We start from the raw sequence: 21,889 nt of genomic DNA, 5'->3' as shown, positions 1-21,889 counted from the left end.
CGTTCAAAGCGCAAAAAACTTGGGCCTACCCTTCGATGTCGCCATTGGGCCCGCTTATTGCGTGGCGCGATGACATCAAGTTCTTCGTCATTGTCATCGTAAATTCGGTCGTTCTCAAAGATGTCAGGTCGCATTCGGAGCCTCCACACAGATTGGATTTGACCGAATGCTGGCACATGCAGCGCTGTTTGGATTCCTTAAACAGCTTTCAGGAATCCATTTTTTCAGCCAGGCCGGACGGCGTGACAAATCGTGGGTACAAAGGCTCTTTCCGTTTTATTGGGTTCGTCTTCTTCTGAGCGGCAAATCGCTCTTTCAAGAACTCTACGGCACGTTGTTCGCCTTGCACTGGTTCAAGATCGTTGCGCAGCCGGGCATGCTGATAACCGGCTCGCCATAGAATGACGTAATGCAGAATGTCTGCATATTGCCGCCAAAGCCCTTCCAGTCTGCTCGGTCTGGTTTGCTTTAGAGTTCGTGGCAAGGCCTCTTTGAATTCAGGATCCCTTAGAAACTCGGCCCTCATCGCGTCGAGTTGCTGCAGGCTAGCCGACACTTTTGCATTTGCAACTTCCTTGCTTGCCCCGCGCAACACAGCTTCCAAAACCATCCGGAGTGGCTGAACGTCATTTAGAATGACATTGAGCACCAACTCACTGGGATTGCGTAAATCGTGCCTCAGCTCTTCAGTTTCGTCTAAGACGTTGTAGTGAGTCTTCGCGTTGAGCAAGTTGCCTTCGTCGAGATCTGCCCTTGCCCAAGCTTTGTAGTAGAACGAAAGCATTCCAAGGTAAGTTCGGTCAAAGTTCATCTTCTTCGACCGGCAAAGAAAAAGCGTTTCTACGGCAAGCCATTGAGCTTCGGCGGAAGAGATATAGGGATAGCCTTCGGATGGCACCAGAAGTTCAGGCATCGCGGCCGACATCTATGAAGCTGCACCATGCCTCAAGTAGAGATCGTCTCTTCTCCAACAGATCAGATCGCGCATAAGCGCGTTCGACCTCAGTGCCGACCTGATGTGCAAGGCTCATTTCCGCCAATTCTCGACTGAACCCGGACTGTTCTGCTGCCCAATCCCGGAACGCTGATCGGAACCCGTGGACCGTGATACCTTCAACTTTCATTCGACGAAGCAACATCAGCATCGCCATGTTTGACATTGGCCGATGCCTCTTCTGTCCTTCAAACACCACTTCCGAGCGAAGCGCTTTGAGTGGTTCAATGACCGCAAGCATTTCTGATGTCAGCGGGACACGATGTTCTCGATCTGCCTTCATGCGTTCAGCCGGAACGGTCCATAGCTTCTCATCGAAATCAAATTCTTCCCAGCGGGCATGCAAAACCTCGCTCGTGCGACTGGCCGTTAGACAAGTGAACATGAGTGCCTTTGCTGCCATTGCGTCTTTCGTCGACAGTTCAGCGTAGAAGGTTGGCACATCCCTCCATTGCATCGCCTTATGGTGCTGCACCGTCTGCTTTACCTGTGGCATCACACGGGCGTCGCGGATTGTTGTCACTGGGTTCTCCCCGTCTCGAAAACCCTTCGACTTCGCCACATCCAGCACCGCCTTGATCCGCTGTGCAAGGCGCTTGGCCGTTTCGTGTTTCTCGGTCCACACTGGCAGCAGGACTTGTAGCACCTCTGGCTGGCCGACCTCGGACACCGGCAATCGGCCTATCTTCGGAAACGCATATTCAGCCAAAGTGTTGATCCACTGTTGGCCGTGCTTAGGGTTCTTCCACGTCGGCAGCCGCTCAATGTGGACCTGTCGCGCGATTTCTTCAAAGCACGGGATTTCTTGCCGCCCGTTATAGCGCGGGTTGATGCCTCGCTTTGCCAGCCGTCGATATTCCAAGGCACGATCACGTGCTTCGTTCAATGTCACAACATCAGCACCGCCAAGACCAAAGTCGGTACGCAGGGGCTTGCCTTCGCGGTTGCGTTGGCCCTTCACTGTGACACGCACAATCCAGCGTCTTGCGCCTGATGGATCGACGACAAGGTACAGACCACTGCCGTCACCATGGCGACCAGAGCCGAGGGTTCGGACCAGATTTTTCGTCAGCTTTCAGCTTAGAGCAGCCATTAAAATACCACGATTTCTACCACGCAATGAATAGAAACGAGTCTAATCGAAGAGAAATCAAAAGCAATAACGAATGCAGATAAACCAACAAAAACAGTCCCATAGGGGTTGAATAAGTACCAACAAAATTGGATGAAAATGGTGGGTGGCGGAGACGAAGGGATTCGAACCCTCGAGACCCTTCCGGGCCTACTCCCTTAGCAGGGGAGCGCCTTCGACCACTCGGCCACGTCTCCGACGACGTTCCTATGTTGGAAGTTGCGGCGGAACAAGAGCAAAATCCGATTTTTGGACAAGTTTCGACCGCCCGACAGAATCCTTCTGTCATTGCTCGGTCATAAAGTCGGGCTAGAGAGCAAAAGAGACCAATGTGCTCCTGAATCCGGTTTTCCAAAGTTACGTTTCGGAAGTTCGTCACGACTTTACGGGCGCGCTTTTGCGAAACCTTCGGAATCCCGTTTGTTTGCAAGCTTCTTAATCGCGCGGTGGAATGGCATCTTGCAGTCGATCTGTCTTCATCAGTGCGTTTGAAACCGCGGCGCTTTGACTCTTCACGCCCGTGGAAACTGCGCAGAAAAAGAGAAATGCAAGGCCTTGAAAACGTGAGCCTATTTGTTCTGATGTTACACTCTGGTTTGACCGAACCTATTTCAAATCGGTCGCAACTGCGATTTGCAATATGTGGGCCAAAGATGCTTAGTAGATCTGGTTTTCGTAATGCCACTTGCGCGTTTTGACTTATGCCAAATTTTTTTTTCTTGGTCTTCTCGATGTGGCGTGGCGCGCCAAGCAGATCATTTGAGCGCGGCATTTACCGTCAAGTGGTCCGATCACACGACCATCTGGTGGTGTATGAGGGTTTTCGTTGGATCGGAAATTTTGCCCCGCTAACACGCCGTTAGAAATTGCCTTCAGTGTGGTCACGCGAACACCGGCAATTCGACTGTTGCGGTGCCAAACGCACGCGCCGAAAAAACCGCTAGATGTGAGCGATATGAGGTAGAAATCCCCTCGACCACCCTCAAGCTAAGAGCGCCATCCCAGTCAGACAAGCGTCTTTAAAGTGCGCGCACAGCCTCCAAAACATCCTCTACATGGCCCGGTACCTTCACTTTGTGCCAGATCTGGGCAATGGTTCCATCTGCTGCGATCAAAACGGTCGTGCGCTCGATCCCCATGAATTTCTTGCCATACATGCTCTTCTCTTTCCACACGCCGTAGTCTTCGCAGACGGATCCATGCTCGTCAGACAAAAGCGGCACAGTCAGGCTTTGTTTGGCGACAAATTTATCATGGCTCGCCATGCTGTCCTTGGATATTCCGAAGACCATTGCGCCCGCGTCCTCGAAAGCTCCCCGGTTCTCGGAAAAACCGACGCTCTCCTTGGTGCAGCCGGGTGTATTATCGCGGGGATAGAAGAATAAGACGACGGGTTTTCCCTGAAGCGTGGACAGGGTGACATCGGTGCCATCGGTGCTGGGCAGGGTGAAATCCGGTGCGGGGTGCGAAATCTCTGGCATGCTACTCTCTTCGGTTTTAAAGTTTGTGCTGCAATGACATAGTAGAGCCGTGCAAGCCATAGGGAAGGCCCGCGCGCAAGTTTCGCCAATCGATTTTCACAACTCAAGAAGCCGTACCTCGTTTTGGAACCCGCAGCTCCTGATCCCGCCAAGCCGCGCCGCAAAAAAGCGGCTCTTGCGGTTTGGCTGTTGCTGGGTCTGTTGCTCATAGGCGCAGGTGCTGGTCTGTTGTGGGTAAAGGATCGCGAATTAGTAGTGCCGGCGTGGGCCCGCGCGCAGATTGATGCACGCCTCGCCGCAGCCGTTCCAGAAGCCATAATCACTTACGGCGATATGGTTCTGATCGTCGATGAAACATGGCGACCGCGTGCAAGCGTACGCAATGTGCGTGCCACAACGCCCAAAGGCGGAGAAATCGTGACCTTTTCCGAGGTAAGGGCGAGCCTTTCTCTCAAGGGGCTGTCCCGAGGTCGGTTGGAATTGAAGACAATTGATCTGAGTGGCGTGTTTCTGAACCTTCGCCGCAGTCAGGAGGGTGGCATCGCACTGTCGTCCGGTATCGGTGCATCACCGCCGCGCCGTGAAGCACCCAATCTGGTGCAGTTGGTGTCCGATCTAGATGAATTGTTGCTGCGCCCGGGGCTGGCCCGTCTACGTGAGGCCAATCTATATGCACTAACACTTCGCTACGAGGATGAGCGCGCCAACCGTGCCTGGACCATTGACGGCGGCCACTTGAGCCTTGTTCGAAATGGCGAAACGCTCCGACTGGCAGTCGATCTCGCGGTTTTGGGGGGCGGGGCGGACGTTGCAACAGTTGCCGCCAATTACGCCGGGCGCATTGGCGAAACAGCCTCGGACTTTGGCGTGACCTTTGCCAATGTGGATGCAGGCGATGTTGCAGTGCAGGGGCCTGCTTTTGGCTGGCTGCGCGGACTGAGGGCACCCATTTCCGGATCCTTGCGTGGCGGGATGACTGCGAACGGCACTTTTGAGCCCCTGAACGCGACATTTCGGATTGGTTCGGGTGTAATTCAACCAACCCCGGAAACAACCGCGATCCCGATAAACAGCGCGCGCAGCTATTTCAGTTATGTTCCAAGTACGCGGAACCTGCGTTTTGATGAACTTTCCGTGGACAGCAAATGGGTCAGCGGAAGCTTGGAGGGCCATGCGTCTCTGGCAGATGACGGCGCGGGGCGAATTGAGGATTTGGTGGGGCAATTGCGGCTGACCGATCTTAGAATCAACCCATTGGATTACTATGAAACGCCGGTGTCAGTGGCTGAAGCAGAGCTTGATTTTCGCCTGACACCGCGGCCCTTTCGTCTGCAATTGGGTCGTTTGCAAATCATCGACCAGGGCCGGCGGTTGGCTGCCAACGGCACCGTCAAGGCGGATAGTAATGGCTGGGACATCGCCGTGGATGCGCAGGCAGATCGATTTGAGTTACCACGCTTGATGGAGCTTTGGCCCGTCGCGGTGAAGCCAAAAACGCGTAACTGGCTGAGCGAGAACCTCTTTGCCGGATCCCTTCACGATGTCAGCGCAGCCCTCAGATGGCGTGCAGGATCTGAACCTGAAACCTTCCTCGGATTTGATTTCTCAGGTGCAGATGTTCAATTTCTCAAGGGCATGCCATGGATCCGAGGCGCGCGGGGACATGCTTCGATCCTCAAGAACCGTTTCGTTCTGAGCGTTGATCAGGGCGGGGTCGACGCGCCCGAGGGGGGCTACGTTGATCTGGCTGGAACTTCGTTCATTATCCCGGACACCAAAGCCAAGGAAGACACACCCGCTGTCGTGAGGCTGCTGACGCAGTCTTCTGTGACAGCGGCCTTGTCTCTGCTGGATCAACCGCCGCTTGAGGTGATGCGCAAAGCAGGGCAGCCGGTCTCCATCGCGCAGGGGGATGCGAAAATTGTTGGAACACTTGCTTTGCCTCTCAAGAAAAAAGCGCAGGTGGAAGAAGTCGATTTCCACGTCACAGGTCAGGTCTCATCGGTGCGCAGCACAAGTCTGATCAAGGATCGCGTGCTGAGCGCGCCGCTATTGTCTTTGATCGCCTCGGATGAGGTTGTTACGCTGGAGGGGGCAGGCGATCTGGATGGCGTGCCATTTGACGTGATGTGGGAACAGCCGCTTGGAACACCGGGCATACCGGGCACCGTGACGGGGCAGATCGATATCTCACCCGAAGCCCTTGAAACCCTCAAGATCGGATTGCCGCCGGAATACGTGCGCGGACTTGGCAAGGCGGATGTGGTCGTGGCTCTCGCCAAGGATGAGCCACCCGAACTTGACCTGACGTCTGATTTGATGGGCGTCACCTTGTCGATACCACCCATTGGCTGGTCCAAGCGTGCAGACACAGCAGCAGATTTCAGACTGTCTGCAACACTCAGTGATGTGCCAACCGTGCAGAGCCTGTCTCTGGACGCCCCCGGCCTGACAGCGCGTGGAGATATTGTTCTGTCAGGGGCGGGACAGCTTGACCGCGTGCGTCTGTCCAAGGTGCGGGTGTCGGATTGGCTGGATGCAACCGTCGATCTTGTGGGGCGCGGCCCGGGTGCGCCTGTCGGCGTCGTGTTGCGGGGCGGCACGCTGGATTTACGCCGTGCAGATATCCCCGAAAATGCCACGTCAGGGGATCAGACACCGCTCACTGTCGCGCTGGACCGGTTGCAGGTGTCCGATACGATTGCGATCCAGGACATCCGTGGCGAATTCACCACCGGAGCCGGATTGGACGGCACTTTCACTGGCAAGATCAACGGCGGGGCTGTGGTGAATGGGCGCATGGTGCCACAAGGGGGGCGGAGCGCGATCCGGTTGACGGCCAATGATGCTGGTGCTGTGTTTTCATCGGCAAAACTGCTGCAACAGGTGAGAGGTGGCAAGTTTGAACTCGTACTCTTGCCCGTAGGACGCGACGGTGCCTTTGATGGCAAGTTACGCGTTTTGGAAACCAGTGTAGTGGATGCTCCAGCCACTGCGGCTTTGCTGAATGCCGTCAGCATCGTTGGTCTTTTCAATGCCGAAGGTGGCAGCAGCCTCTATTTCTCCGAAGTGAACGCTGATTTCCGCCTCGCACCTGCGCGGATCACACTGCGAGAGGCAAGTGCTGTTGGTCCTTCCATGGGGATTTCGATGGATGGCGTATATGGGCTGGACACGGGGCAACTGCAGATGCAGGGGGTCATCACGCCCGTCTATATTCTCAACAGCATCGGCAGCGTTTTTACCCGCAAAGGCGAAGGGTTGTTTGCGTTCAACTATTCCCTCACGGGAACGGCACAGAATCCGGAAGTTTTCGTGAACCCGTTAACCGCGCTGACGCCGGGCGGCATCCGCGATTTGTTTCGCGCGCCCAAGCCCGGTGTGCCGCTTGAAGAAGGCGAAACGCCGCCGCCTGTCATTGAACGCAAACGACCCGTTGTAACCCGCGGGGAAGATCGCTAGAGCGCCGCCATGAAACTCAGCGACTTTGATTTTGACCTGCCCGAAAACCTGATTGCAACGCGACCTGCCGTGCCGCGCACTTCAGCGCGCCTGCTGGTTGCGCAAGGGAACCTGATCACGGACACGGTGGTATCAGATCTGGCCCGTTTTCTGAACGCGGGTGATCGCTTGATCCTGAATGATACCAAAGTCATACCAGCACGTCTGAGCGGGGTGCGCCGCCGGCACAGCGCTCAGGGTGACACACAAGCCCGCATCGAAGTCACGCTCTTGCAACCTCGCAGTGATGGCACATGGGCAGCATTGATCAAGCCGCTGAAAAAATTGAAGCCGGGCGAAGAGGTGATTTTCAGTGATGATCTGAGCGCCACATTACGCGGTGTCGAAGACGGGCAGGGACATCTTGAGTTCAATCTCACAGGGGATGACTTTGATGCCGCGCTGAATGCGGCAGGGGCCATGCCGCTGCCGCCCTATATCGCGGCCAAACGCCCGGCGGATGCGCAAGATAAAGAGGATTATCAGACGGTTTTCGCCCGTAACAAAGGCGCTGTTGCTGCCCCAACTGCCTCACTTCACTTTGATGCTGCGCTGCTTGCGGCATTGGCAGATCTGGGCGTGGAATTCAGTTACGTCACATTGCATGTCGGTGCGGGGACGTTTCTCCCGGTGAAGGTGGATGATGTGAGAGCGCATAAAATGCACTCAGAGTGGGGGCAGGTCAGCGCACAAACCGCCGCCGAGATCACCGACACGAAACGCGCAGGCGGGCGGATCATCCCGGTTGGAACAACAGCTTTGCGCCTGATTGAAACGGCTGCACGCAGCGGGCAGATCAAAAGCTGGGAAGGGGATACCGATATCTTTATCTACCCGGGCTTCGCATTTCAGGTCACGGATGCCTTGATGACAAACTTTCATCTGCCCAAATCGACGTTGATGATGCTGGTGTCCGCATTGATGGGGCAGGACACCGTGCGCGACATTTACGAACACGCCATCAATGACGCGTACCGTTTCTTTTCCTATGGAGACGCATCGCTTCTTTTCCCGAAATGACACGCTGAGGGCGCAAAGCGACCTGCAAAGTCGCACATGAGACTGACCTGCCTTTTCGCTTCCTGCATGGAAAGGAGGACAGCCTCTGATACGATGAGACGGAGATCCAAATGCTGCAGGTATTATCTAGCGCTTGGGCGCTATTGCTGGGGATGTCGCTCCTGATGGTCGGCAATGGGATGCAGGGCACATTGCTCGGTATTCGCGGTGAAATCGAAGGGTTCTCCACGTTAGAGATGTCGATTGTCATGTCGGCCTATTTCGCTGGTTTTCTGGGGGGCTCGCGCATGGCGCCGGGCATGATCCGCCGGGTGGGCCATGTTCGTGTCTTTGCCGCCTTGGCCTCTTTGATCTCGGCCGTGATGATCCTCTATCCGACCTTTGCAGAGGTCTGGGTATGGACATTGGGCCGCGTTTTGATCGGCTTCTGTTTCTCGGCGGTCTATGTCACGGCAGAAAGCTGGCTCAATAATTCTGCGACAAACGAAAACCGGGGGCAGGCGCTGTCGCTATACATGATCGTTCAAACCGCAGGCATTGTTCTCAGTCAGGCGTTGCTGCTGACAGCGGACCCTTCGGGCTATGTTTTGTTTGTCATTCCTTCGGTGCTGGTCTCCATCGCTGTTACGCCAATATTGCTGTCCATCAGCCCGACACCTGCATTTGATAGCACAAAGCCGATGAGTCTGAGGCAACTCGCAGGCTTTTCGCCACTTGGGTGTGTTGGCATGTTTCTTTTGGGCGGGGTCTTTTCGGCGCAATTCGGGATGGCGCCAGTTTATGGAGCCAAGGCCGGATTGTCGGTTGCTCAGATTTCGACCTTTGTGGCGACGTTTTTTGTCGGCGCAGTCGTTTTGCAATACCCCATTGGATGGATTTCGGACCGAATGGACCGCCGTTTCCTCATTCTGGTCGTTTCAGCGGTGGGGGTGGCAGGTTCTGTCTTGGGGATGGTGTTGGGCGCGCAATTCAGCATGTTGCTGGCCTCTGCTTTTTTGGTCGGGGGCATGTCAAACCCGCTTTATTCGCTGTTGATCGCGCACACCAATGATTTTCTGGAACATGAAGACATGGCTGCGGCGTCTGGTGGGTTGATCTTCATTAATGGTTTGGGGGCCATCATGGGGCCGATCATTACCGGCTATATGATGGACTCGGTTGGTCCGGGTGGATTTTACCTGTTCACCGGGGTGCTGTTCGCGATGCTGGTTGCTTATGCGGGGTATCGTTCGACCGTCGGCAGAACCGTGGAAGAAACCGGGGCTTACGTGGCCGTTACGCCGTCCTCGACACCCATTGTTTTAGAATATGCGCAAGAATACGCCATTGAGAGTGAATTAAGCGACGAAAACAGCACAAGTAGCAGTTGAATGTGTCGTAATGATGCAAAATGTGACTATGAAATTGACTGAAACAGAACGTACGCTACTGCATAGTAGTATGATTAATTGGAGACGGTTTAATGGTTGGCCCCGCAGAAATCCTGAGCTTTTGGCTGGATGATATCGGTCCGGACGGATGGTACAAACAAGTTGACGCAACCGACAGCGCGATGCGCAAACGGTTCGAGCCCACATGGCAGGGCGCGCTTCAGGGCAAGTTTTCGCTCTGGCTGACATATCCCACCGGTGCTTTGGCCTACATCATTTTGATGGACCAGTTTCCGCGCAATATGTTCCGTGGCACGTCACAGGCATTTTCCAGCGACAAAGTGGCTTTGGCGGCTGCAAAATCTGCCATCGACAAGCGATGGGATATGCGCATTGACGAACCGGCGCGCCAGTTTTTCTATCTTCCGCTTATGCATTCGGAAAATCTCTGTGATCAGGAACGCTGTGTGCGCCTGATGTGCGAGCGTATGCCGGTGCATGGGGCTGAGAACCTGTTGCATGCACGGGCACATCGCGCTGTGATCCGGGAATATGGCCGGTTTCCGTTCCGCAATGATGCCATGGGCCGCACGTTGACAGGTCCGGAGGCCGAGTTCGTCGCGCGCGGTGGATATGGTGACATGATCCGCAGCTTGCAGGCGGATAAGGCTGCATAAAACCGCTCCTGTGCGTGGAGCATGTTTCACCTGATTGAGTGGCCATTTGTCGCGTGATCCCTGCGGTTGCTGCGCGCTGAAATATAGTTTAACGGTGAACTATATTGTGGAATTCCCATCAGCGAGGACATGTAATGGCTGCGAAATCCTTTGATCTTATTGTGATTGGGGCAGGTCCCGGCGGATATGTCGCCGCCATACGTGGTGCGCAGTTAGGGATGTCCGTAGCCATCATTGAACGCGAACATCTGGGCGGGATTTGTCTGAACTGGGGCTGTATTCCCACGAAGGCCATGCTGCGGTCGTCTGAAGTGTTTCATCTGATGCACCGGGCCAAGGAGTTCGGGCTAAAAGCTGACAATATCGGGTACGATCTTGATGCTGTGGTCAAACGCTCGCGCAAAGTCGCGGGACAGCTTTCCGGCGGCATCGGTCATCTGATGAAGAAAAACAAGGTGACCGTTTTCATGGGCGAGGCGTCGATTCCCGCCAAGGGCAAAGTCGCAGTGAAAACCGACAAGGGATCTGAGGATCTGACAGCCAAGAACATCGTGCTGGCGACAGGCGCGCGGGCGCGTACACTGCCTGGCCTCGAGGCAGATGGCGACCTTGTCTGGACCTACAAACACGCTCTTGAGCCCAAGCATATGCCGAAAAAGCTGCTTGTGATTGGATCCGGGGCGATTGGGATCGAGTTTGCCAGCTTCTACAATACACTGGGCGCGGATACGACTGTGGTCGAGGTCATGGATCGCGTCCTGCCAGTTGAAGACGCCGAGATTTCAGCCTTTGCCAAGAAAGCCTTCGAAAAGCAGGGCATGAAGATCATGCAAAAAGCCATGGTCAAACAGCTTGATCGTGATCCGAAAAAAGGCGGTGGCGGCAAGGTCACCGCACATATTGAAGTGGGCGGCAAAGTCGAAAAACACGATTTTGATACGGTGATTTCCGCCGTCGGGATCGTTGGCAATACCGAAGGGCTGGGGCTTGAGGCCCTGGGCGTCAAGGTGGACCGCACACATGTTGTGACAGATGAATACTGTCGCACCGGCGTGGACGGGTTGTATGCCATTGGCGATATCGCAGGCGCGCCGTGGTTGGCGCATAAGGCAAGCCATGAGGGCGTAATGGTCGCGGATCTGATCGCTGGCAAACACGCCCATCCGGTGAAACCCGAAACCATCGCGGGCTGTACTTATTGTCATCCGCAGGTCGCCTCGGTCGGTTACTCCGAAGCCAAGGCCAAGGAATTGGGCTATGAGATCAAAGTCGGGCGCTTCCCTTTCATCGGCAATGGCAAGGCCATCGCATTGGGCGAACCCGAGGGCATGATCAAAACCATCTTTGACGCCAAAACCGGCGAATTGCTGGGCGCTCATATGGTGGGCGCTGAGGTGACCGAACTGATCCAGGGCTATGTGGTCGGCCGCCAGTTGGAAACCACCGAAGAAGACCTGATGAACACGGTTTTCCCGCACCCCACGCTATCGGAAATGATGCATGAAAGTGTGTTGGATGCCTATGACCGCGTCATTCATATGTAGCCCGTCAACCGATCAAGAGGCCCGGTCCTCTTGACGTCTTCCGACCGGTCCAGCCTTGTCGACGTTGCTTATGTCTACGGCTTGGCGGCGCATACCGGTTTTCGCCAATGGTGAATATTTCACCGGACTTTATCCGCAACATACCGTCGCTGTGGGCGGGGTTATCATCGCCGTGCCAAGATCATACGCGGCGGAAACCAGCGCATTGCTCGAAAACACCCACTGGGTCTCGCGCCCGTGGTCCAAGTTCTATCAGGTGATCTGGATCTTCCTTACGCTGGCGATCCTGGTGCCGCCCCGCCCGACGGCTGTGTTTGTCCGCAGCCTCCGTACCAACAATACAAAGAAGCAGCAGATTGCTGATGAACCGTGAAAAATCAGACTGGTTTTTAATTGTCGCGCTCTGGGGGGCGGGCCTCGGCGCTGCGGCGCAATACGGCAAGTTCAGCGCTATTTTTGATCAATTACCCGCAATTTACCCTGATGCGGGTGCCTCTTTGGGCTTGGTGGTGTCAATTGTTGGCATGCTCGGAATTATTTTTGGCGTCGCGGCGGGTCTGTTGGTGGCGCGCGTGCGATATCGCCGCGCCTTGCTGCTGGCGCTCTGGATCGGGGCAGCCATATCCGTGTTTCAAGCATTTTTGCCGCCGCTCCCATTGATGCTGGCCAGCCGGGCGCTTGAAGGCCTGTCGCATCTGGCCATCGTTGTGGCAGCGCCAACCCTGATCGCGCAACTTTGCGCGCCCAAAGACCGGGGCCTTGCGCTCACGCTCTGGGGCACATTCTTTGGCGTGGCCTTCACCATCCTTGCCTGGGCTGGATTGCCGCTGGTGGCCTGGCAGGGAGTGCCCGCTCTGCTGATGGCACATGCGATTTACATGGCCGGATTCGCGCTTTACCTCGGGGCCCGCTTGAAGACCTTGCGCATCGACAACCCGGTGCCGCCGCTGTCGATGGCCAAGATCCTGCGCGACCATCTGGTGATCTATCGCTCACCTTCCATTTCCGCGCCGGCGGTCGGATGGCTGTTTTATACCTTTTGTTTTGTCTCGATCCTGACTGTTCTGCCGCCATTTCTTGATCCCGAATTGCGGGCGCTGGTGATGGGGGCCATGCCGCTGATGAGCATTGCCTCCTCAATGACGTTAGGCGTGGCTCTGTTGAAAAGGGTGTCGGCAGTCACCGTGATTCTGATGGGTTTTGCGGGCAGCGCCCTCAGTATTTTCTGGTTATGGAGTGTACCTGGTGATCCTGTGGGCTGTCTCAGCCTCGCCGCTGCCATGGGCCTCATTCAGGGGGCAAGTTTTGCTGCCGTCCCACAGCTCAATAAAACCCCGGCGACCCAGGCGCAGGCCAATGGGGCGATGGCGCAAATGGGCAATGTTGGAAACACAATGGGAACCCCTGTGATGGCGGTGGCGGTTGGTGCCATGGGCTATGCCGCTTTGCCTGTTTTGGCGGGGTTTGCATTTATTTTGGGCGGCTGCGCGCATCTGGCGCTGGCACGACGGCGCGTTCGCGCTTGAAGTTTACCTTTTGTTCTCACTTTTCCATTGGAGTTTCCGGCCAATCCCCCTATGTCTAAAGCGTCACACGGGGGTGCCTAATGGCCGAGTTAAAACATATCGAAGTGCGCGGCGCGCGCGAACACAATCTCAAGAATATCGATGTGGATATTCCGCGTGACCAACTCGTTGTGATTACGGGGCTTTCCGGGTCCGGCAAATCCTCTCTCGCCTTTGACACCATTTATGCCGAAGGCCAGCGTCGCTATGTCGAATCGCTTTCCGCCTATGCACGCCAGTTCCTCGATATGATGCAGAAACCGGACGTGGATCATATTTCCGGTCTGTCCCCGGCGATTTCGATTGAGCAAAAGACCACGTCGAAAAATCCGCGCTCCACTGTCGGCACGGTCACCGAGATTTACGACTACATGCGTTTGCTGTTTGCCCGCGTGGGGACGCCTTATTCCCCGGCCACTGGTAAACCCATCGAGGCACAGCAAGTACAGGATATGGTCGACCGCGTGATGAAAATGGAGGAGGGGACCCGCGCCTATTTGCTGGCCCCGATCATCCGGGATCGTAAAGGCGAATACCGTAAAGAATTTCTGGAACTGCGCAAACAGGGCTTCCAGCGCGTCAAAGTCGACGGGCAATTTTACGAATTGGACGAACCGCCTACGCTGGACAAGAAATTTCGCCATGACATCGATGTGGTGGTTGACCGCATCGTCGTGCGCGAGGGATTAGAAACGCGGTTGGCGGACAGTCTGCGCACAGCTCTTGATCTGGCGGATGGCATTGCGGTGCTTGAAACGGCCCCAAGTGAGGGCGAGCCGGAACGCACGACATTCTCGGAAAAATTCGCCTGCCCGGTGAGCGGTTTCACCATACCCGAAATTGAACCACGGCTGTTTTCGTTCAATGCGCCTTTCGGAGCCTGCCCGGAATGCGATGGGCTTGGCGTCGAGCTGTTCTTTGATGAACGTCTTGTGGTGCCCGATCAGAACCTCAAAATCTATGACGGGGCGTTGGCGCCTTGGCGCAAAGGGAAAAGTCCGTATTTCCTGCAAACCATTGAAGCAATTGCGAAGCACTACAAGTTCAAGCAGACCGACAAGTGGAAAGACCTGCCTGAGAATGTACAGAAGGTTTTTTTATACGGGTCCGGCAAGGAAGAGATTCCGTTTCGCTATGATGAAGGTGGTCGGGTCTATCAGGTGACCCGCGTTTTCGAGGGCGTAATCCCCAATATGGAACGCCGCTACCGCGAGACAGACAGCAATTGGATCCGCGAGGAATTCGAGCGCTATCAGAACAACAGATCCTGCGGCACCTGCGGCGGGTTCAGGCTGCGGCAAGAGGCACTGGCGGTCAAGATCGCGGGCCTGCATGTGGGCGAAGTCGTACAGATGTCGATCCGAGAGGCGTACGATTGGTGCCAAACTGTACCTGAAAACCTCACCAACCAGAAAAATGAAATTGCGCGCGCCATCCTCAAGGAAATTCGCGAGCGGCTCGGGTTTCTCAACAACGTGGGCCTCGAATACCTGACTCTCAGCCGCAATTCCGGCACGCTTTCGGGCGGCGAAAGCCAGCGTATCCGGTTGGCGAGCCAAATTGGATCCGGTTTGACGGGCGTCCTTTATGTGCTCGATGAGCCCTCCATCGGGTTGCACCAGCGGGACAATGACCGTTTGTTGCTGACGCTTAAAAACCTGCGTGATCAAGGCAATACCGTAATCGTGGTTGAGCACGACGAGGAGGCCATTCGCGAGGCGGACTATGTCTTCGACATCGGGCCGGGGGCGGGTATCCACGGCGGACAGGTTGTCAGCCACGGTGCGCCGGACGTGGTGGCGCATGATCCCACGTCGATCACGGGGCAATATCTGACAGGCAAGCGCGAAATTGCGATCCCCGCGACGCGTCGGAAGGGGAACAAAAAGAAACTGCAGGTGGTCAAAGCCACTGGAAACAATCTGCAAAATGTGACCGTCGACTATCCGCTGGGGAAATTTGTCTGCGTGACCGGGGTTTCTGGGGGCGGTAAATCCACCTTAACCATTGAGACTCTGTTCAAAACTGCGTCGATGCAATTGAACGGCGCGCGCCAGACGCCAGCCCCCTGTGAGACCATCAAAGGGCTGGAGCATTTGGACAAGGTGATCGATATTGACCAGCGCCCCATCGGGCGCACGCCGCGCTCCAACCCGGCCACCTACACCGGTGCTTTTACCCCGATCCGCGACTGGTTTGCTGGATTGCCCGAGGCGAAGGCGCGCGGGTATAAGCCTGGACGGTTCTCGTTCAACGTCAAAGGCGGGCGATGTGAGGCCTGTCAGGGCGACGGTGTCATCAAGATCGAGATGCATTTCCTGCCCGACGTCTACGTTGAATGTGAAACCTGCAAAGGCAAGCGTTATAACCGCGAAACTCTGGAAGTTACCTTTAAAGGCAAGAGCATAGCCGATATTCTTGATATGACAGTTGAAGACGCACAGACGTTCTTTCAGGCGGTGCCGTCGATCCGCGAAAAAATGGACGCGCTGATGCGGGTTGGTCTGGGCTACATCAAGGTCGGGCAGCAGGCGACCACACTGTCGGGTGGTGAGGCGCAGCGGGTCAAGCTTTCAAAGGAACTCAGCAAACGTTCAACCGGGCGCACGCTATATATCCTTGATGAACCCACCACGGGTCTGCATTTTGAGGACGTGCGCAAGCTGCTCGAAGTGCTGCATGAGCTGGTGGATCAGGGAAATTCAGTCATCGTCATCGAACACAATCTCGATGTGGTGAAAACAGCCGATCACATCATTGATATTGGTCCCGAAGGTGGCGATGGTGGGGGGCGTATTGTGGCCACTGGGACGCCTGAAAAGGTAGCCGAGGCGGGCGACAGCTATACCGGAAAATATCTGAAGCCGATGCTCAATCATACCAAACGGGTCGCGGCAGAATAGCACAAAGCTTTTTGAAGGCGAACCGTCAGGCACTGTCTGGCGCGCTCAGACACAGATCCATCAGCCGTCTGAACCCGTCCGGCTCCAGGGTATCAAAGGCGTTCGTCAGTGTTTCGATTTCATTGGCGCGCGTCGCTCCCAAAACTGGGTCGGCAAAGAGGTGAAATTTTTCCGAAATCTCAAGATCCGAAAGCGGCAGATCCGTGTCCCCTCTGGGGGTACGTGGCGCGGAGGTCACCCTGCGGCCGTCTTTCAAGGACAGTGTAACCTGCGCCCATCTCTTACCATCGCTGATCTTGGTGAAATGCGGATCATCGACCAGTTGCGTGGCTGTGCTCAGGCGCAAAATATCGGCGTCGCGCAGGGTCGACTCTGCAAGCTCTGACACACCAACCTGTCCGCGTACAATCATTGTCGCCACGGGAAACGCAATTGAATAGGCAAACTCATCGGGCGTTGCAGGGCGGTGGCCTGCCAGCCGCGTTGCGTTATGGAAGGTGCGGATTTCGATTTGGTCGATTTGCGCGTGGTACAACTTGTGTTCGCGCATTAAATCTTGGGCGGCATCCATTGCCGGGTGCGCCCAACGGCAGCAGGGGTAAGGTTTGTAATGGGTATCTTCAACAAGTCGCCACACCTCACCCAGATCATCCCAAAAGTCAGCCGCCGCTTCGCAGGTGAGGGCAGGGGCGCCGGTGAACCCTTTTTGCGCTAGATAGGCCGCCGTGACACCAGACGGAGCGCCCCAGCCCACTCCATCACGCAGCATCGTCGGATGATCGATGCAACGCATCATCTGGCTGCGGGGACCATGATATTCGCCTATGCCCGCCGCATGTCGGATCTGGTCTGGAGAACAGTCAAGCGCGCGCGCGCAGGCGGTGGCGACACCAACAGCCGTCCAGGCACCGGATGTGTGGTAGTCCGAACAGCTGTCGTGCTGGGCAAGACCGGCGCGATAACTGACCTCATAGGCAATGGCGAGAAGAACCGCAAAGTCGCGCCCTGCAAAATCCTGTTTTGCGTCCGCCATTGCCAGCAAAGCCGGGAATACAGCGGAACCGGCATGGCCTTTGCAGGGCGATGTCCCATCGTGAGCATCCACGCTGTCAACGGTAAAGGCGCCGGCCATCGCGGCACCTGCCGGGCTGACGCGACCGCCATGCATCAGGATACGGCTCCCGCCCGCGGTTCCGATCCCGAACAGTGCCTCTGAAGCATCTCGCGCGATCGCGGCCATGGATGTGGTTGACGCGACTGCCGCCACGCCCATCGTGTCCAGAAAAGACCGCCTCAAAACGCGCAAGACCGGGTGCGGCAGGTCTGCATAGGTCAGGCGCGCGGCGAAATCTTCAAAAGTCGGGCTCATATGAGGGCACCTTGGTTTTCTATGACCTTAATGGCATCACATCCCTTGGACGGTCTGTTTGCGACCTAGCGTGACCTGCCACGCCCTGAAAAACGCGGCAGCATTGCCGAGAAATCCTTACCAAGGCCGTCCTCTTCCTCAACAAACTTCTTGTAGAGCGCGAGCGCCAGTGCGCCCATGGGCGTGTCTGCATCCACGCCCATCGCGGCCTGTTGGGACAGGCCAAGGTCCTTTACCATCAGTTCGGCGGCGAAACCCGGCGTGTAGTCATTATCCGCAGGGCTTTGCGGGCCGATACCGGGGGCAGGACAGTAAGCATTCATCGACCAGCTGTAACCGGACGAGGTGCTGACCACATCGAACATTTTCTGTCGATCCAGTCCCAGTTTATCGGCCAAGGCAAAGGCTTCGCAGGTCGCAACCATAGTCGCACCCAGGATCATGTTGTTGCAGATCTTCGCTGCTTGCCCTGCACCGGCCTCGCCGCAATGCACCGCCTTTTGCCCCATGATGTCAAAAAGAGGGCTGGCCTTGGCAAAAGCTGCCTTCGTGCCCCCTGCCATGAAGGTCAATGTCCCCGCAGCGGCCCCCCCAATGCCACCAGAGACGGGGGCGTCAACGAACTGCAAGCCCATGAACGCTGCCTGCGAGGCAACATCCCGTGCGCTTTCCACATCAACGGTGGAACAATCGAGGAGCAACGCACCTTTTGGCAGAGCCGGTAACACGTCGGCCGCGACCTGTCTGAGGATATCGCCATTTGGCAACATCGTGATGAGAACATCGGCACCCTTGGCGGCCTCGGCGGGGTTTGACACCACTGCAACCCCTTCCGCCGTGGTGTTGGCGGTGTCAAAGCCCGTCACCTGACATCCGGCCGCAGCGAGGTTGGCCGCCATTGGCGCGCCCATATTGCCCAACCCTATGAATCCCACCTTGATCGTATCCATGTGCTTTTCCTCCAGTTTCAATGCGCTTTTCCCCAGCGGCATGAGCATTTTGCTGACCGCTGCCGCCGGGACCTTCTGATCTGCAAACTGCCAGTTCGGTTTGCGATCCTTGTCGATAATCGCGGCGCGTATGCCTTCGAGAAAATCACCATGCTCCATGGCGCGGAAAGTAAAGCGATGTTCAAGGTCCAATGCCTTTGCGATGTTGATCGAAGGTCCGCGCAGCCTGTGGATCATCTCTATCGCGCAAGCCATGGAAAGCGGGCTGTTACGGCTGAGCTTCTCGCGCGCTTGCGCGGCAAAGTCAGTTTGTTCGCCTTTCAAGCTGCTGAGAATGTCGCTCAGGGTTTCACCGCCAAAGTGACGGTCGATGTCGGGCCTCATTCGGGATAACGCGCCCTCAGGCGCGGTTTCTGCCGCCGCATCCAGAACATCAGGTGTTGCACCAGCTTCAAGCTGCGCAATCAGATCAGGCCACTGCTGTTCCGGGATGAAATAATCCGCGAAACCGGCCAGAATGGCATCAGCGGCGGTCATCCGCGTCGCCGTAATGGCCAGATATTCCCCTATGCGTCCTGGGGCCAGTGCGAGCATCAGCGATCCACCGACATCAGGAACCAGTCCGATTCCGCATTCTGGCATTGCGATCTGACTGGTTTCACCGACAATACGGTGCGATCCGTGACACCCGATCCCGACGCCGCCACCCATCGTAAAACCCTGAAGAAACGAAATGACCGGTTTTGGGTACTCAAAGATCTTCGCGTTCAACCTGTATTCATCAGCCCAGAATTTTTGCCCGTAAGCATAATCATTGCGGGTGCCGGTGGCGTACAACTCAGCGATATCCCCGCCCGAACAAAATGCGCGGTCTCCTTCAGCGTCAAAGATAACCTGCGCGACCTTGGCATCGGTGCGCCAACTGTCCAGGGCGGTTTCAATATCAAGACACATTTTATAGGTCAGTGCATTTAATGCCGCGGGCCGTGCAAGCGTAATGCGTCCGGTCGCTCCGACAACGCGAATGAAAATATCGTTCATGGAGTGGTGGCTTTCAAAACTGTTTGATGATGTATTGCTTGGCTGTGCGCGCCATTCAAGACCCATCGCATTCCAGCCCGACTTTGGAGCTTCGATTGATTCTCTGACCGGCTTCGGGAAATGAACTCAAAACAAAGAATCATTTCGTCAATAAAAATTATCGTAATACGGGAAAGTTGCGATGAATCTGAGAGTCTTTGGGGCCGAAATCAAAAAAGCAACTTAAAGGGTAGTACGTTCAATCATGAGTTGACTTTAGCAAATCAAATGCCGTTACCTATTAAGCATCTGTATTATTTAGTTAAAAATTTATACTTTCGTGCAATTCCCCTCAATATCACGGTTACCATTTTTTGCTATTATTTCTTTGCGGCGGAAGTCCGCTTGTGGTAAGTTTTCGCTGACTAGAGAGATTGGGTGGGTCTTTTTGTTCTACACAGACACACTTTTGCAAGATTAAGCTGTCGTCTTCCTGTGATGCCGGGCAATTGGAGCCTCGCTTCCTTAGACAAAACAAGCAGCTTTACGTTTTCCGGCCATTGGCTGGATTCGGCCCGCAATAATACGGGGGTCGGGCACTGAAAGGTGTCTATTAATTTCAAAAGGCGACGTATTTTAAACGGTACGGGGCGGCTCAATGAGCCGCCCCAATTCTTTTATTCCATTGGTTTGAAGTTGAACTCGCCGCCTTCTTTGATGCCCGATGGCCACCGCGAGGTGATCGTTTTTGTGCGGGTGTAAAACTTGAATGCGTCCGGTCCGTGCTGGTTCAAATCCCCAAATACTGATTTTTTCCACCCGCCAAAGGTGTGATACGCCAAAGGCACGGGGATCGGTACGTTGACCCCGATCATGCCGACATTGACACGGTTGGCAAAATCACGCGCTGCGTCACCATCGCGGGTGAAGATCGCCGTGCCGTTCCCATATTCGTGATCCATCGCAAGCCCCAGCGCCTCCTCGTAGCTTTGCGCCCGCACGGTAGACAGGACGGGACCAAAAATCTCGTGCTTGTAAATGTCCATGTCCTTGGTGACGTGGTCAAACAAATGTGGTCCGACAAAGAAGCCGTCTTCATAACCCTGCAAGTTGAAGTTACGGCCATCAACGACCAGTTTTGCGCCTTGATCAATGCCGGTTTGCACCAGTCTTTCGATATTGCTTTTTGCTGCCGCCGTGACCACGGGACCATAATCAACATCCGCGCCGGCGGTGTAGGGACCAACTTTGAGCTTTTCGATCCGGGGAACCAGCTTTTCAACCAGCCTGTCTGCGGTTTCATCACCCACTGGGACCGCGACCGAAATTGCCATGCAGCGCTCGCCTGCGGCACCATACCCGGCCCCAATCAGCGCATCCGCCGCCTGATCCATATCGGCGTCCGGCATGATGATCATGTGGTTCTTGGCACCGCCAAAACACTGCACCCGTTTGCCGTTCGCGCAGCCGGTTCCATAGATGTACTCAGCAATCGGGGTCGAACCGACAAAACCGATGGACTGAACGATTTCATCGTGCAGCAATGCATCCACCGCTTCCTTGTCGCCATTCACGACTTGCAAGATGCCTTTGGGAAGTCCGGCTTCTTCCATCAATTCAGCCAACATCAAAGGCACCGAAGGATCGCGTTCGGATGGCTTGAGGATGAAAGCATTGCCGCAGGCAATGGCGGGCGCAAACATCCACATCGGGATCATTGCCGGGAAATTGAACGGGGTGATCCCTGCGGTCACGCCAAGCGCCTGACGCATGGAATACATATCAATTCCAGGACCGGCACTGTCGGTGTATTCACCTTTCAGCAACTGCGGCGCGCCGATGCAGTATTCCACCACTTCCAGACCACGCTGCACATCGCCCGCCGCATCAGGCAGCGTCTTCCCATGCTCACGGCTCAGCGCTTCGGCCAGTTTGTCCATGTCGCGGTTCAAAAGGTCGACAAATTTCATCATAACACGCGCACGCCGTTGCGGGTTTACAGCAGCCCATGCGGGTTGTGCCGCCGCCGCGATTGCCACGGCTTGCTCAACTTCTGCCTTGGAGGCGAGGGGGCATTTTGACTGAACCTCACCGGTGGCCGGGTTCATGACGTCGGCAAAACGCCCTGACGTGCCTTTGACATGTGCGCCGTTCATATAGTGGGTTAATTCTTGCATGTTGCTCTCCAAAGTTGTGGGGCGGTGTATTGCGTGGCACTGCCTGCGCGACTGTCGTGTGGCTTTGCGGTATTATGACATCGTCGCTCTGTTTTGACAGCATAGTCTTGCAAAAACCCCTGCGAAAGGGGCAAGTTGGCAAAGTTATTTTGCGTTTTTGCAAAACACCGGAGGCACGTGCTACTG

Annotated in this window: 14 protein-coding genes and 1 tRNA gene; 8 read left to right on the top strand and 7 right to left on the bottom strand. The window is 55.6% G+C overall.

Annotated features, from left to right (window positions below; translation table 11 throughout):
- Positions 1 to 208: 208 nt before the first annotated feature.
- The 4 genes from R8G34_03560 to R8G34_03545 all read right to left on the bottom strand — a co-directional run bounded on the left by R8G34_03560 (position 209) and on the right by R8G34_03545 (position 3,607).
- Positions 209 to 913 carry a hypothetical protein gene (locus R8G34_03560; protein MDW3221954.1) on the bottom strand — a complete coding sequence of 235 codons (705 nt, stop codon included), beginning with the start codon at positions 911 to 913 and terminating at the stop codon, positions 209 to 211.
- A complete protein-coding gene (locus R8G34_03555; GenBank protein MDW3221953.1) occupies positions 906 to 2,054 on the bottom strand; it encodes a tyrosine-type recombinase/integrase in 1,149 nt (382 codons plus the stop codon). Before R8G34_03555 ends, R8G34_03560 begins: the two co-directional genes overlap by 8 nt.
- Before the next feature lie 179 nt (positions 2,055 to 2,233).
- Positions 2,234 to 2,323, bottom strand: a tRNA-Ser gene (locus R8G34_03550).
- Between the two features lie 822 nt (positions 2,324 to 3,145).
- Entirely contained in the window at positions 3,146 to 3,607 is a 462-nt protein-coding gene (locus tag R8G34_03545) for a peroxiredoxin (GenBank protein MDW3221952.1), read from the bottom strand.
- Between the two features lie 123 nt (positions 3,608 to 3,730).
- Here R8G34_03545 and R8G34_03540 point away from each other — a divergent pair, with 123 nt between their 5' ends.
- The 8 genes from R8G34_03540 to uvrA all read left to right on the top strand — a co-directional run bounded on the left by R8G34_03540 (position 3,731) and on the right by uvrA (position 16,187).
- Complete coding sequence (locus tag R8G34_03540; protein ID MDW3221951.1) at positions 3,731 to 7,069, top strand: AsmA-like C-terminal region-containing protein; 3,339 nt, start codon at positions 3,731 to 3,733, stop codon at positions 7,067 to 7,069.
- A gap of 9 nt (positions 7,070 to 7,078) precedes the next feature.
- Complete coding sequence (queA, locus tag R8G34_03535; GenBank protein MDW3221950.1) at positions 7,079 to 8,128, top strand: tRNA preQ1(34) S-adenosylmethionine ribosyltransferase-isomerase QueA; 1,050 nt, start codon at positions 7,079 to 7,081, stop codon at positions 8,126 to 8,128.
- Positions 8,129 to 8,238: 110 nt separating this feature from the next.
- A complete protein-coding gene (locus R8G34_03530) occupies positions 8,239 to 9,498 on the top strand; it encodes an MFS transporter (protein MDW3221949.1) in 1,260 nt (419 codons plus the stop codon).
- A 92-nt stretch (positions 9,499 to 9,590) separates the two neighbouring features.
- Positions 9,591 to 10,175: a DUF924 family protein gene (locus R8G34_03525; protein ID MDW3221948.1), complete on the top strand. Its 585-nt coding sequence runs from the start codon at positions 9,591 to 9,593 to the stop codon at positions 10,173 to 10,175.
- 134 nt (positions 10,176 to 10,309) lie between these two features.
- Positions 10,310 to 11,719: a dihydrolipoyl dehydrogenase gene (lpdA, locus tag R8G34_03520; protein ID MDW3221947.1), complete on the top strand. Its 1,410-nt coding sequence runs from the start codon at positions 10,310 to 10,312 to the stop codon at positions 11,717 to 11,719.
- A gap of 70 nt (positions 11,720 to 11,789) precedes the next feature.
- Positions 11,790 to 12,092, top strand: a complete 303-nt coding sequence (locus R8G34_03515) for a hypothetical protein (protein ID MDW3221946.1) — start codon at positions 11,790 to 11,792, stop codon at positions 12,090 to 12,092.
- Positions 12,082 to 13,245: an MFS transporter gene (locus tag R8G34_03510; protein ID MDW3221945.1), complete on the top strand. Its 1,164-nt coding sequence runs from the start codon at positions 12,082 to 12,084 to the stop codon at positions 13,243 to 13,245. The genes R8G34_03515 and R8G34_03510 overlap by 11 nt, the downstream gene beginning before the upstream one ends.
- 80 nt (positions 13,246 to 13,325) lie before the next feature.
- The gene (uvrA, locus tag R8G34_03505; GenBank protein MDW3221944.1) at positions 13,326 to 16,187 is read left to right on the top strand and encodes an excinuclease ABC subunit UvrA; all 2,862 of its coding nucleotides are present in this window, start codon (positions 13,326 to 13,328) and stop codon (positions 16,185 to 16,187) included.
- 25 nt (positions 16,188 to 16,212) lie between these two features.
- Here the strand turns inward: uvrA and R8G34_03500 are convergent, their stop codons facing one another.
- From R8G34_03500 to R8G34_03490, 3 genes are all read right to left on the bottom strand, one after another.
- Positions 16,213 to 17,556: an MmgE/PrpD family protein gene (locus R8G34_03500; GenBank protein ID MDW3221943.1), complete on the bottom strand. Its 1,344-nt coding sequence runs from the start codon at positions 17,554 to 17,556 to the stop codon at positions 16,213 to 16,215.
- 65 nt (positions 17,557 to 17,621) lie between these two features.
- Positions 17,622 to 19,547 (bottom strand): 3-hydroxyisobutyrate dehydrogenase, encoded by a 1,926-nt coding sequence (gene mmsB, locus R8G34_03495; protein ID MDW3221942.1) that lies wholly within the window; start codon positions 19,545 to 19,547, stop codon positions 17,622 to 17,624.
- A gap of 656 nt (positions 19,548 to 20,203) precedes the next feature.
- Entirely contained in the window at positions 20,204 to 21,703 is a 1,500-nt protein-coding gene (locus R8G34_03490) for a CoA-acylating methylmalonate-semialdehyde dehydrogenase (protein MDW3221941.1), read from the bottom strand.
- Positions 21,704 to 21,889 lie beyond the last annotated feature (186 nt).

Source organism: Paracoccaceae bacterium (genome assembly GCA_033344815.1).
Classification (GTDB): domain Bacteria; phylum Pseudomonadota; class Alphaproteobacteria; order Rhodobacterales; family Rhodobacteraceae; genus Roseobacter.
This window is presented reverse-complemented; position numbering and strand designations above follow the sequence as displayed.

What these genes read in the sequence shown, in the direction of transcription:
- R8G34_03560 (MDW3221954.1), bottom strand. Translation starts at nt 913, where the DNA reads ATGCCTGAACTTCTGGTGCCATCCGAAGGCTATCCCTATATCTCTTCC.
- R8G34_03545 (MDW3221952.1), bottom strand. Translation starts at nt 3,607, where the DNA reads ATGCCAGAGATTTCGCACCCCGCACCGGATTTCACCCTGCCCAGCACC.
- queA (MDW3221950.1), top strand. Translation starts at nt 7,079, where the DNA reads ATGAAACTCAGCGACTTTGATTTTGACCTGCCCGAAAACCTGATTGCA.
- R8G34_03530 (MDW3221949.1), top strand. Translation starts at nt 8,239, where the DNA reads ATGCTGCAGGTATTATCTAGCGCTTGGGCGCTATTGCTGGGGATGTCG.
- R8G34_03525 (MDW3221948.1), top strand. Translation starts at nt 9,591, where the DNA reads ATGGTTGGCCCCGCAGAAATCCTGAGCTTTTGGCTGGATGATATCGGT.
- lpdA (MDW3221947.1), top strand. Translation starts at nt 10,310, where the DNA reads ATGGCTGCGAAATCCTTTGATCTTATTGTGATTGGGGCAGGTCCCGGC.
- R8G34_03515 (MDW3221946.1), top strand. Translation starts at nt 11,790, where the DNA reads ATGTCTACGGCTTGGCGGCGCATACCGGTTTTCGCCAATGGTGAATAT.
- R8G34_03510 (MDW3221945.1), top strand. Translation starts at nt 12,082, where the DNA reads ATGAACCGTGAAAAATCAGACTGGTTTTTAATTGTCGCGCTCTGGGGG.
- uvrA (MDW3221944.1), top strand. Translation starts at nt 13,326, where the DNA reads ATGGCCGAGTTAAAACATATCGAAGTGCGCGGCGCGCGCGAACACAAT.
- R8G34_03500 (MDW3221943.1), bottom strand. Translation starts at nt 17,556, where the DNA reads ATGAGCCCGACTTTTGAAGATTTCGCCGCGCGCCTGACCTATGCAGAC.
- mmsB (MDW3221942.1), bottom strand. Translation starts at nt 19,547, where the DNA reads ATGAACGATATTTTCATTCGCGTTGTCGGAGCGACCGGACGCATTACG.
- R8G34_03490 (MDW3221941.1), bottom strand. Translation starts at nt 21,703, where the DNA reads ATGCAAGAATTAACCCACTATATGAACGGCGCACATGTCAAAGGCACG.